Below are 13731 nucleotides of genomic sequence, written 5' to 3' on the forward strand. Positions count from 1 at the left end.
ATATGAATAAATTAAAGGCAATCTTTATGCTGGTATTGCTTTCAATAGGTACTTTTATACAAGCAGGAACTGCCGTCGCCGAAAGTACAAGCAATAACTCAGTACCAGAAGAGATTCTCTCAAGTAAAGTGATTTTAAAGGATGGGGATTCTTCACAGGTAAAACCTGGAGAACAGAAAACGGTATTTGAAAATCTGGTTATTCAACCAGAAGTAACCATACCGGATACTGTTTATTCAATTATCAGTTTACCTAAGGATAAGTTTTTACAACCAACTGAAAATGATTTAACAAGAACAGATGATAATGTTGAAAAGGCAGAAATTTTAAATGAAGATGCCAATAATTATCAAGTTAAATATACCTATAAGAACTTACATGTGGGTTCAGAGATAAGTATTCCATTGATAGTTCACTTAAAAGACAATATGAAACCAGGAACAGTTTATCCGGTTTCAGATAAGACTTATTCTGGTGATGGCGAAGTCATGAGTAATGGGGGTAAACTAGATCTTATTTATCCTGATACGTTGCAAAAACTAGTTTTACCGAAAAAAATGGATAAAATTAATCGTAGCTTAGTTAATGAGAATGATGAACTTCTAAATGATTATAAGATGTCTGGAAAGGTCACAACTACTGGGGGAGGAACTATTGATCCAGGCACTTTTGTAGTTACCGTTACAATTCCGGAACCACTGGAATTTGATACCTCAGTTAAAAATTCTTGGACATATGATGCTACTACTAGAACGGCTACTCTTATAAGTAAACCTAATGAAGAAGGGTACCATGGAGTAGACGCATCATTACCAATTATTATTAAAAAAGGCTCGAAAGTTGATGTAAAATATCCTATTCATGGGACATTAGCTTACGATACAGATACTAACAATCCATTTTCGACTGATGATGGCTATTTTGGGGTTACTGTTCCTGAAGAAATTCCAGTTGAAGGTGAAGCTTCTAAGGAAGCTATGGTAGATGCAAATAATGACAATAATTATTCTAGTTATGATAATTACACACCAACATCAAAAGGAATTGGGTTATGGTCGCGTCTTTATCCGGCCAGTGGAACTGAAAACAACATAAAACCTGAGAACCAAATCAATTCAACTGTAAAATCAATTGAAGATACTATGGATAATTCAATCGAGGTTGATAACGATAGTTTTAACCAAGTTGACACTATCAATGCTGATTATGGTGTTTATACTGAATTATTCCCAACTGCGACTGGCTCAAAAGACACGCAAGAAAAATTAAGCCATAATAGATTAACAATTAACTATATTGATGGCACTTCAGAAGAGCTAGTAGATATTAATTTCAGAAGTACATCTTCAACAACCACTTATTTTAATAAAGAAAAAAAAGTTGTAAAAAGTATTAAATTAGTTTTTGATACACCGGTAACTTTAACCTCACAGGACGGTGGGTATTTGTGCTTAAATCTTCAAGGTTCGGTTAGTGAAGATGTGCTTAAGCAAATTAGATCAAATATGAAGGGACAGCGTTTCTACTTCAAGGATAACTTACATGTTGATTATGTCAGTGATAATCCTGAAAAATCACAGGTAGATGTTACTGCTGCTGCTCAAGTTAGAAAAGATATTCCTAATGTCAGTGGTGCTGGTTTAGAATATAGTTCCAATAAATTATTAGCTGGAAATACAATCACAGCAAAAAGTACATTTGGTATAAGAAATTCAGAGGTCTTAAAGGATAAGAACCTTAAAAATGGAAAAATAGTTTATCTTCTTCCTGATGGAGTGAGTCTCAGCAAAGACGGAACTACGGAGAATATGAAGAATGTTCAAGAAATTAAGAACTATCGAAATACTGGTTATACGGCCGTAATAGGTGATATTACTAACGGAGATATCACTAAAGATGATTTTATAACTTATTCAATTCCTATCACTGCCAATGAAACACTAAATCGTGATTCGTATAACGTTAAGGCAATGTTGGTGTTTGACAATGACAAGTCCACATATAATATGGATGAACAAAAAAACGAGGGTTATTACATTGGAACCGCTAGTGATAGTAAACCTAACTATGGATTATATGCTGGTACAGACTCACCAGACGGTCTTTGCCAAGTTGAAAATTCTTTCCAATATGAGCCAGCAGCCAAACTAGCTGTAACCAAAAAAGTTTCTCAAAAAGGAACTGACAATTGGTTAAGTGATACTGGTAAAGTTGCAGCAGCACCAGGGGAACAATATTCATACAAATTAAGAATTGCTAACTACAGTTTGAACAATGACTTTACTAATATTGATGCTGTAGAGATATTGCCATATGTTAACGACAAAATGATTACTAATGGTGAATCAACCTTACCATACCGTGATCGTGGTTCGGAATTTTCTATGAAGCTAACTGGTCCAATTGAAAAAACTCCAGCTAAATTTACGATTCTTTATTCAACAAGTGCTGTTTCTGAAGCTCAAGGATTAGATGCTAATATTGAAAATTCAGAATGGTTAACTGCTGATGAGATTACTGATTGGTCAAAAGTAACTATGGTTCGTTTTAAAGCAGATGAAGATTATACCTTAAAACGTAACCAAGCAGTTGAATTTCAATTAGATGTTCAAACACCAGCAGGAATTGATTACAATACTGATTTAGTATCGAATAATACTTTTGCAACTCGTGCTATTGATACTAATGGTACCTTGCAATCAGCAATTGAATCTAATATTGCTTCAATTAGAACAATTGGTGAAGACCCAGTTATTCCAACGGGTCAAGGTGCTGTAAAGATTATCAAGCAAGACGTAGATGACAAGACAAAAAATTTAGCCGGAGCTGAATTTAAACTAACTGATTCTGAAGGTAAAGAATACACCGGAGTTACGAATGATAATGGTGTATTGATGATACCTAATTTACCGGTTGGTGAGTATAAACTACAAGAAACAAAAGCACCAGAAGATTATGAGTTAGATCCAACAGTTCATAAAGTAACAGTAAAAGATGGTGAAGTAACTACTGTAAATGTCTATGACAAGAAAGTTATTAAACAAGGTGCTGTAAAAGTTATTAAGCAAGATGCGGATGATAAAACAAAAACATTAGCAGGGGCCGAATTTAAATTAACTGATTCTGAAGGTAAAGAGTATACAGGAGTTACAGATGATAAAGGTGTGTTAATAGTACCTAATTTGCTAGTTGGTGAGTATCAACTACAAGAAACAAAAGCACCAAAAGGTTACGAATTAGATTCAACAATTCACAAAGTGATAGTGAGAGATGGTGAAGTAACTACTGTAAATGTTTACGATAAGAAAGTTACTGAGCCAGACCCTGATCCAAGTGATCCTAATACACCTGAGTTACCTCCGCATAATAATGGAAATAATAATAGCAACAAACCAAATAATAACCATAAACCAGATAATTCAGCAAAAGCTAAATTACCAAAAACCGGTGATGAAGTTGCAATGACTGCTGCATTGTCACTAGTGGGTATTATGCTTATTACTTCAATTGTTTTTGTTATTTCAAAAAAGAAAACTAATTAGAATGTAGGGGAACAAAGTGAAGAATAAACTAAAAAAAATAAGTTATTTGGTATTGACTGGTGGCTTGTTAATTACTACAACTGTTCCAACAGTACTGGCCGCTGACAATCAAGTATCAGTACCACAAGCGGATAATAAATTGAATTCAACTAAGTCTACAAAAGAACAAACTTTTGATTGGTTAGGAATTGAACTCACTTTAGATTCAAATGGAACGTTGCATATTCCAGGTGGAAAAATTAGTAAGCCAACAAATGATGTTTCTGACTCAGAAATTGCTTATGTTCTAGGAAAAGATGCAAGTCTAGTTCGAAAAATCACTATTGAAGGCGACCTTGATTTGAATTCTTTAGAAGAAGGCGATTATTCTCCTGCTATTTTTAGTAACTTTCCAAAACTCGTTTCAATAGAAGGACTTTCAAGAGTTAATGTCTCTAAGCTAACTAGTATGTCATGGATGTTTGCATATAATCCATCCCTAACAAGTATAGACTTAAGTAGTTTTGATACTGCTAACGTACTAGGTATGTCATACATGTTTGCTGGAGATTATAATCTTGCAAATATAAATTTAAAGGGACTTAATACTTCAAATGTAGAATCCACGGAAAAAATGTTTCTCAATAATAAATCCTTATCAACACTTGATTTGAGTAGTTTTGATACTGGAAAAATGTCCAATAAAAAGCATATGTTTCTTGATACACCTAATCTTCGAGTTCTAAAACTAGGCAAGAATTTTACATTTAGTGGTGAAGAATACCTGAAGAATCATGGAAATATAAACCAATACACGGGCAAATGGCAAAACATTGGTACGGGGACTGAGATCAATCCTAATGGTAAGAATGTTTGGACTTCAGAAGAATTTATGAGTAACTACAATGGTGCAACAGACGCTGATACTTATGTTTGGCAACCTAAAGAAGTAGTTCCAGTTACTTCAAAAGTTAACGTTATATACCAAAGTACATCTGGTGAAACACTAGCACCTACACAAACTGTATCTGGAGATGTTGGTGAAAGGTATGACGTCACAAATTACCAAAAAGATATCAAAGGATACACACTTAAAGAAATAAAAGGTAATGTGACAGGAGTGTTTACTAATGAAATCCAGACAGTAACTTACATATATACTGCGGATAAAGAAGGTATAACACCACCTGATAAGAGTCATAATGATGGCAATTCTGACAAAACAAATGACAACAGTAAACCCAATGGTAATCATAAATCTGGCATTTCAGCGAAAACTAAATTACCAAAAACTGGAGAAGAAGTTGCAATTAATACTGCAATATCAATAATAGGAGCTATGCTTATTGTTTCACTTACATTTGTTATTTCAAAAAAGAAAACAAGCTAGGATTTAAAAGGGGAATAAAGTGAAAAATAAATTAAAGAAAGCAACATATGCAGTTCTGACTACGAGTTTGTTAACTACTTCGACCGCATCAACAGTATTTGCCACAAGTAAGAATAATGACAATCAAACTTTATTGTCACAGACGGATAGTAAATTGAATTCAATCAAATCCACAAAGGATCAAACTTTTGATTGGCAAGGATTGAAAATTACTTTAGACTCAAGTGGAACTTTACACATTCCTGGTGGAACTCTTGACGGTTCTAATGCACTTTCAATTTCTTTTGATATTGGCGAAAATAATGCAGATTTAGTCAAAAGAATTAATATCGAAGGTAAATTGATTTTAAACAAGAACGCTGAAAGGATGTTTGGATCATTTCATAATCTTGAGTCAATCGATGGATTGGCTAATCTTGATACTTCAAAAGTGGTGAATATGAAGAATATGTTTGCATATAATGGTTCACTAAAAAGTTTAGATGTAAAAAATCTTAACACTGCTAATGTGACAAGTATGACAGGAATGTTTTATTTTGATGATTCACTAGTTAATCTAGATTTAAGTGGGTTTAATACTACTAACGTTCAAAGTATGGAATCAATGTTTGAAAGAGATGAATCATTATCAGTTCTCAACTTAGAGAGTTTTAATACTGAGAATACAACTGATATGCTAAGAACATTTTCACTTGATAGAAAACTTCGTGTTTTGGTTTTGGGAAAAAAATTTAAATTTGATATTGAATCAGACTTAAATGAAATTAGTGGTAATGAAGATGAATATACGGGTAAATGGCAAAACGTTGGTACCGGAACGCAATCTAGTCCCGACGGGAAGAATGTTTGGACTTCGTCTGAGCTCATACAAAATTATAACGGTGCAACAGATGCCGATACTTATGTTTGGCAACCCAAGGAAGTAATTCCTACAACTTCAGAAGTTAATGTCAAATATCAAACTGCTTTTGGTGAAACACTAGCATCAACACAGATTATATCTGGAAATATTGGTGAAAGTTATGATGCTACTAATCTTCAAAAAGACATTGAAGGCTATCATCTTGTCTTCCTTCCGGATAACGTAAAAGGGGTCTTTTCTAATACTAATAGCGATGTTATTTTTGTTTACGAAAAAGACGAAGTAAAGCCAGTTGAAGGTGGCAATATTACTGTGAAGTATGTTGATGAAGCAGGCAATAGCATTGCTGATGATGTAATAAAGTCCGGAAATATTGGTGAGAAGTATACAACCGAACAAAAAGACATCACAGGATATTCCTTTAAAGAAGTGAAGGGAAATGCGGTTGGACAGTTTACTGACGAAGAGCAAACCGTAACATATATTTATACAGCTGATAAATCGAGTGTCACACCACCTGATAAAGGTCATAATGATGACAATTCTGACAAAACAAATGATAACAGTAAACCCAATAGTAATCATAAATCTGACAACTCAGTGAAAACTAAATTACCAAAAACTGGTGAAACAACCTACGCTGCTGGATTGCAAATTGCTGGATTAGGTGTTTTATCACTAGTAACTGGTGTCAATTTTCTACAGAAAAAAAGAAGTGAATAGAATCCTTCTCATTGACAACCACTTCTTTATTCGTTAGTATTTTTCTGTAAGCAAGTAGATGATTAACTCAGTGTTCAGAGAAATAGCGGTTGGTGTGAGCTATGCAGGTTAATTATTGAAATACTAAAATTAAATAACAAGAGTGCAGGTACTATGTGCCTGAATCTGGGTGGTACCGCGATAAAATCGTCCCTGTTTATAACAGGGACTTTTTTTGTACAGAAAGGGAATATTATGAATATTATTGAAGAATTGAAATGGCGTGGAGCTATTAATCAACAAACCGATGAAGAAGGATTGGAAAAATTAGTTTCATCAAAATCAATCTCACTCTACTGTGGAGTTGATCCAACTGGTGATAGCATGCATATTGGTCACTTATTACCATTTATGATGATGAAACGTTTTGAATTAATGGGACATCATCCATATATCGTAATTGGTGGGGGAACAGGTAGTATCGGTGATCCATCAGGACGTAAGACTGAACGCCAATTACAAACAATGGAACAAGTTCAACATAATGTGGATGCTTTATCAGCCCAAGCTAAGAAAATTTTTGCTAGTGAAAATATCTCAATGGTTAATAACTACGATTGGCTTTCAAAAATTTCACTATTAGATTTTCTTCGTGATTACGGTAAATTGTTCAATATTAATACTATGTTAGCTAAGGATGTCGTAGCTAGTCGTTTGGAATCGGGAATTTCTTTCACCGAATTCACTTACCAAATTTTGCAATCCGTTGATTACTACCAACTACACAAGAATCATGATATTCAATTACAAGTCGGTGGTGGCGACCAGTGGGGTAATATCACTGCCGGAATCGATATGATTCACCGAATTGAAGGGCAAGACACTGAAGTTTACGGACTAACAATTCCATTATTATTAAAAGCTGACGGAACTAAGTTTGGTAAGACGGCTGGTGGTGCTGTTTGGTTAGATCCAGAAAAAACTTCACCATATGAATTCTATCAATTTTGGTTAAATCAAGACGACCGCGATGTTATCAAGTACATGAAGTTATTTACCTTCATGACACAAGAAGAGATTGGTGAATACGAACAAAAACTCGCAGCCGCACCAGAAAAACGTGAAGCACATCATAAATTAGCCGCTGAAGTAACTAAGTTTGTTCATGGTGAAGAAGGACTAAAATCAGCCGAAAAGATCACCGAAGTATTATTCTCAGGTGAGATTAAAGCACTTTCTGTAGATGAAGTTCAACAAGCCTTCAACTCGGTACCATCTGCTGAAATTAGTAGTGAGCCAATTAATATTGTTGAGTTGTTAATTGAAGCTAAGGTTGACTCTTCTAAACGTCAAGCTCGTGAAGATGTGACTAACGGTGCTATTTCCATTAACGGTGAGAAGGTAAGGGATGTTCAAACAACAATCAATCCAAGTGACTCATTTGACGGGAAATTCATTGTTATTCGTCGAGGAAAGAAAAATTACTTCCTTGCAAAAGTAAACTAGTTCACCCTGTGGATAACTCTTGAAATCCTTCATATTTTCTTAATATTTACCAAGTCAATTATTTAAAGTGATGACGAATGAATAAAGCAAGATATGTAAAAAAATATTTGATTTATATGTGCGGAAGTCTTCGAGAAATGAAATTAAAAAAATGAATATTACTATGGTATGATAATAATGTAAGGGTTTTAGCAAATACTAAATCTCTGAAATAAAAGGTTGAGGTGTATTACATGGAAAACGATAATAACTTAGAAGCAGCAATGGGCTTAATTGTAAATGGTGGAAATGCTAAAAGCATGGCATTTGAAGCTATCAAAGCAGCTAAGAAAGGTGACTTTGACTTAGCTGATGAAAAACTAAAAGAATCAGATAAGGCGCTTTCAGAAGCTCATAATGCTCAAACTGATATGTTAACTAAAGAAGCACAAGGTGAACATACAGAAGTTTCATTATTGATGGTTCACGCTCAGGATCATATGATGAATGCCATCACATTCAGAGATTTAGCTGGTGAAGTTGTTGATTTATATAAAAAATTAGATAATAAGTAATAATTTAATTTTCACACAAAAAAAGCTAGTAGCGTAACCGCTACTAGCTTTTCATTTAGGGGAAAATATATAATATCAATCAAGTGTTAAAAGGGGAACACTGAGTATTATATTATGTTATAAATATTGAGGAAAAAGGGGGACCTCAAGTATTTACTCTCTAATTATATCCATTAGCGAATTTTAATGCAAGGGATTTTCGTAAAATAATTAAAAACTTTTTAAATTAATTCGAATTATGAGTAGGAAATATTAAATTATCTATAATTATAACGTGAGGTGAAGAAAATGAAATCAATCCTATTTGTCTGCTTAGGGAACATATGTCGCTCTCCGATGGCAGAAATGATGATGAAAGATTTAGTAAACAATAAAAATCTTGAAAATGAGATTAAAGTTAATTCGAAGGCGACTTCAACGTATGAAATTGGCAATTCTCCCCATCCTTTAGCTATCCAAAAGCTGAAAGAAAAGAAGGTTCCAACTATAAATCATACTGCTCAACAGATAACTGAGAATGACTATAAAGAGTACGATTATATTCTGGGTATGGACGAACAAAATATTATTGATTTAAAACAAATGGCTCCGGATTCTGAAACTGAAGCAAAGATATATTTAGCGACTTCGGTATTAGAAAAGCCATATTCAATTAAAGATCCTTGGTACGATGAAAATTTTGAAAGAACTTATAATGATTTAGTAGGAATTTTGCCAATTTGGTTGGAGAAGATGACTAAATAAAAAGACTAGCAAATTGCTAGTCTTTTTTGGTGGAAATAATTGGATCTAAGATTTTTAATTCAATACAATCGGTAAGTCCGACATCAGTAATTGCAATATCAGGGATTGCGGTAACCGAAAGAAAGGACATATAAAACATGGGATCGGGAAGATTACTCCCTAATTCTTTTTCACTATCAAAGAAGTCTTGTTCGTATTCGGCAATTTTTTGTGGAGACTCATCTGAAGTTATCCCAGCAACTGGAAGTCTTAGTAGATTAATTATTTTACCGTCAACGACGATGACTTGTCCGCCGCCATTTTCAATTAGAGTATTAACTGCTAATGACATATCGGCTGAATTGGTTCCAAGAGCAATAATGTTGTTGTCATCGGCTGCAGAAGAAGAAGCCATGGCTCCTTTTTTAAGACCCCAACCGGTAGCAAAGGCGAGAGCTTTATTGCCGTTCTTGCCATATCTTTCTAAAACAGCCACCATTGCCAAATCATTTTCTGAATTAGGTTGTACGATATGATTTTTAACCATTGCGTTCATTTCTTGTTTGTGACGAACGAACGGACCAACACTCTTGATTGCTGTTACTTGAGCAGTTCCATCATCAATATCTACTGTATATTCAAAATCTTTAGCCGTAGTTAATTCGGCTTGAATACTACCGGCAAGGTTTTGTGAACGAGTAGGAGCAACGTTTGCTTGATCCATTTCGTAATTAGTTGCTTGATGAGTTCCTTTAGCAAACACATCGGTAATTGATAATTCGTTTAAGTCATCTACTAATAATATATCTGCATCTCTACCCGGACTAACTGAACCAACTTGGCTTTCGATTTGATAAGCTTGAGCACTGTTGATAGTTGCCATTTGAATAGCAGTAATTGGATCAACACCATGTTTGATAGCAAGTCTAACGATGTGATCGATGTGCCCTTTAGTTAGCAAGTCGCTGGCGGTAACGTCGTCAGAACAAAAACTGACGAAACGTGCTGCTTCAGGACAATCTTCGGTGATAGTTTTAATGTTTTCTTCAAGAAAATGAGTAACTGAAGATTCACGGATAATTACGTACAGCCCTTTACGAACTTTTTCAAGCATTTCCTTATGATCGTAACTTTCGTGGTCTAAGCGAACACCACTAGCTAGATATTGGTTAAGAGCAACACCTTGAGCCATAGGAGAACAACCGAAAATTGGTTGATGATTCTTTTGTGCTTCAAGAAGAGTCTTTAGAGTATCTTCGTCTTGAGTCATGACTGCTTCTCTAACTAATTCCCATACACCATAACAATTTTCGTTAGTTAAGGTTTGGGCTTGAATAGATGAATCTATGTTAAAGGCAACCGTTGATTTAGGCATTGTGTAGGGAGTCTTATATGGTGAACCCCAGAAAGTTTTGAGTGGGAGATTGTCATTTTCCGCAAAGATTTCTTCTAAACCATCAGTACCAACTACTGAGATATATTCATCTAATCCAGAAACGATACTGGTAGTTCCATGAGGAATTACGGCGTTTGAAAAGCTAGTCATACTTAATTTGCTGCATTCGACATGAATGTGACCATCAATGAAACCAGGGAGGATATATTTATTCTGAGCATCAAAAATTTTAGTGTTGTCGTCGATATAGTCGGACACATCTTCGTCAACAGCAACAATTTTGTTTTGATAGATAGCCACTTGAGTGGGGTAGATTTCTTTAGTCATGACGTTGACTAATTGACCGTTTTTGATAACTAAATCAGCTGGAATTTTTGCACCAGCAGCGTCGATTAAATTCTTGAAGTTTTGTAGATCCATATTATATTAGTTCTCCTTTTATTTTGGTAAAACGTTAATTACATAAAGTAATAAAACAAAGACAAAGAATAATCCATACATGACCGGACTAACTTTTTTAGCTTTTCCTGAAGCGATCATTGTTAATGGATAAATGATGAAGCCAAAGGCAATTCCGTAGGAAATGTTATAAGTTAAAGGCATACAGATAACGGTCAAAAATGCTGGTAAAGCAATTTCAAATTTTTCCCAATGAATGTCTTTAAGAGATGAGGCCATTAATACACCAACGATAATCAGAATTGGAGCGGTAACTTGAGAAGTAATGATTTCTAGTAATGGTGAAAAGATAAGAGAAACAAAGAATAATAATCCAGTTACGAACGATGTAAGTCCAGTTTTACCACCAACCGCAATTCCGGTAGAAGATTCTACGTAAGCGGCAGTAGGAGTGGTTCCCAAAATAGCACCACTTACCATAGAAACTGAATCAGCCATCAAGGCTTTACCAATGCGAGGCATTTTGTTGTTTTTAATAAAGCCAGCTTGTTGAGCTAAACCAATTAAGGTTCCGGCAGTATCAAAGAATGCGACTAATAAGAAAATTAGCACCACCGACCACAATTGGGGCGAACTAATATCACCTAAATGACGAATGCTGACAGCAAAGGTGTTATCCATACTTGGAGCAAAAGAAATTATTTTTGATGGTAGTGGAATTATCTTAGTGATTAATCCTAAGATTGTTGTCAAGATCATTCCTAGAAAAATTGCTCCGGGAACTTTTTTAGCCATCAAGAAACCAATAATGAATAGACCAATAATTGTTAACCAAGTAGAAGGAACGGTCAAAGGTCCCATGGCAACAAGTGAAGATTTGTCGCTAACAATCAAACCGCCACCTTGTAATCCAACAAAAGCTACAAAAATTCCGATTCCTGCGGCCATGGCCAATTTCAAATCATTAGGAATCGCATCAATTACAATTTCACGAATTTTGAAGACCGAAATAAGTAAGAATAATATCGAAGCAATTAACACCCCGGCCATCGCTGTTTGCCAAGGAATACCCATAACTAGCACAACTGAGAAGGTAAAGAATGCATTATCACCCATACCTGGAGCGATTGCAATGGGGTAGTTCGCATAAAATGCCATTAAGAAACAACCGATAATGGATGAAATGATAGTTGCCGTGAAGACAGCGCCTTTATCCATTCCAGCTTGGCCCAAGATTGTCGGATTAACGAACAAAATATAAGCCATTGAAGCAAAAGTGGTAATACCAGCAGTCACCTCTGTTTTGATAGTGGAATTATTTTTTGAAATTTCAAAAAAATTGTCCACGTTATTTGAAAAACCAGATTCTGTAGTAGTTTTCATAATATCCTCCCTTTTGTAGTATTATAATTGCAGAAAATTATGAACATTTCAAGAATTATTTTTAATTAAGTTCGTGAATTGATGAAATATATAAATTAAAACAAATTTAATATGTCTTATTTCTTGTAAAAGCGAACAAAATTCGATAAGATAATTTTAAAGTTAATAAAGGAGAAATTATATGCTACCAACTAAACCCACAAGAGAATTTGTTACTGGATTACCAAAAGCTGAGTTACATTTGCACATTGAAGGAACTTTAGAACCCGAACTTAAATTGAAATTGGCGAAAAAAAATAACATCGATATCGGTCAATCAACCATTGAAGATGTTAAAAAGAGTTTAGAATTTAATGACCTGGTATCATTCTTAAATGTTTATTATCCAGCTATGGAAGTCTTACAAGATGAATCGGACTTTTATGAATTAGCAATGGCATATCTAAAAAAGGCTCATCAAAATGGAATTAAACATACTGAAATCTTCTTTGACCCACAAGCCCATACTGCACGAGGAATTAGTTTTGAAACGGTAATTATGGGACTTAGTTCGGCAGTTCAAGATGCTCGAGCATTCGGTGTCGATGCAAGTTTAATTATGTGTTTCTTACGTGATTTAACTTCTGAATCAGCTCGTCAAACATTAGAGGAAGCATTACCATTTGCTGATTTGATTAATGGAGTTGGTTTAGACTCAGATGAACATCACAATCCTCCAATGAAATTTGCTCAGGAATTTCATACTGCTGCATCATACGGATTCAATTTAACGATGCATGCTGACGTTGACCAAGTTCATTCAATTGACCACATTCGAGAAGCTTTGGAAGTTATTGGGGTGCAACGTTTGGATCACGGAACCAATATTCTTGAAGATCCTGATTTAGTTGACTTTGTAGTCCAAAAAAATATCGGGTTAACCTCGTGTCCATTATCTAATTCACTAGTAACCAAGAATAATGGAATTAGTGATAACAAAGGGAAAGAATTAATTGAATTGTTGAATAAAGGGGTTAAGATGACGGTTAATTCAGATGACCCAGCATATTTTGGTGGCTATGTAGTCGATAACTTTATGGAATTAATTGATAATAACGGATTAACCTCTGAACAGGTGGTTCAATTAGCTAAAAACTCCTTTGAAATTTCTTGGATTTCAGACAATCAGAAAGAATTATATCTAGAACAAATTGAAGCATATATAAATGATTTTATAGAATAAACTAATAAATCTAATAAAAGTCGAAAATTGCGTTAGAAATGCCTGTTATTCAAGGGTATAAATTAGATAAAAG

Annotated in this window: 9 protein-coding genes; 7 read left to right on the forward strand and 2 right to left on the reverse strand. The window is 34.6% G+C overall.

Annotation, left to right across the window (positions count from 1 at the left end):
• Positions 1-2: 2 nt before the first annotated feature.
• The 6 genes from Q2T76_RS04550 (at position 3) to Q2T76_RS04575 (ending at position 9279) form a co-directional block, all read left to right on the forward strand.
• Entirely contained in the window at positions 3-3542 is a 3540-nt protein-coding gene (locus Q2T76_RS04550) for a SpaA isopeptide-forming pilin-related protein (protein WP_302084341.1), read from the forward strand.
• 16 nt (positions 3543-3558) lie between these two features.
• Complete coding sequence (locus Q2T76_RS04555; protein ID WP_302084342.1) at positions 3559-4911, forward strand: MucBP domain-containing protein; 1353 nt, start codon at positions 3559-3561, stop codon at positions 4909-4911.
• A gap of 19 nt (positions 4912-4930) precedes the next feature.
• Complete coding sequence (locus Q2T76_RS04560) at positions 4931-6496, forward strand: MucBP domain-containing protein (protein WP_302084343.1); 1566 nt, start codon at positions 4931-4933, stop codon at positions 6494-6496.
• 234 nt (positions 6497-6730) lie between these two features.
• Entirely contained in the window at positions 6731-7981 is a 1251-nt protein-coding gene (tyrS, locus tag Q2T76_RS04565) for a tyrosine--tRNA ligase (RefSeq protein ID WP_302084344.1), read from the forward strand.
• Positions 7982-8214: 233 nt separating this feature from the next.
• Positions 8215-8535 (forward strand): PTS lactose/cellobiose transporter subunit IIA, encoded by a 321-nt coding sequence (locus tag Q2T76_RS04570; protein ID WP_302084345.1) that lies wholly within the window; start codon positions 8215-8217, stop codon positions 8533-8535.
• Positions 8536-8823: 288 nt separating this feature from the next.
• Positions 8824-9279, forward strand: a complete 456-nt coding sequence (locus Q2T76_RS04575; protein WP_302084346.1) for a low molecular weight protein-tyrosine-phosphatase — start codon at positions 8824-8826, stop codon at positions 9277-9279.
• Between the two features lie 16 nt (positions 9280-9295).
• Here Q2T76_RS04575 and Q2T76_RS04580 read toward each other — a convergent pair whose 3' ends face one another.
• Positions 9296-11074: an adenine deaminase C-terminal domain-containing protein gene (locus Q2T76_RS04580; protein ID WP_302084347.1), complete on the reverse strand. Its 1779-nt coding sequence runs from the start codon at positions 11072-11074 to the stop codon at positions 9296-9298.
• Between the two features lie 18 nt (positions 11075-11092).
• On the reverse strand, positions 11093-12436 hold the full coding sequence (locus tag Q2T76_RS04585) for an NCS2 family permease (RefSeq protein ID WP_302084348.1): 1344 nt from the start codon (positions 12434-12436) through the stop codon (positions 11093-11095).
• A 181-nt stretch (positions 12437-12617) separates the two neighbouring features.
• Here Q2T76_RS04585 and add point away from each other — a divergent pair, with 181 nt between their 5' ends.
• Positions 12618-13658 (forward strand): adenosine deaminase, encoded by a 1041-nt coding sequence (gene add, locus Q2T76_RS04590; RefSeq protein WP_302084349.1) that lies wholly within the window; start codon positions 12618-12620, stop codon positions 13656-13658.
• Positions 13659-13731: the final 73 nt, after the last annotated feature.

Origin of the sequence: Lactobacillus sp. YT155, from assembly GCF_030504545.1 — a bacterium.
Classification (GTDB): Bacteria; Bacillota; Bacilli; order Lactobacillales; family Lactobacillaceae; genus BQUT01.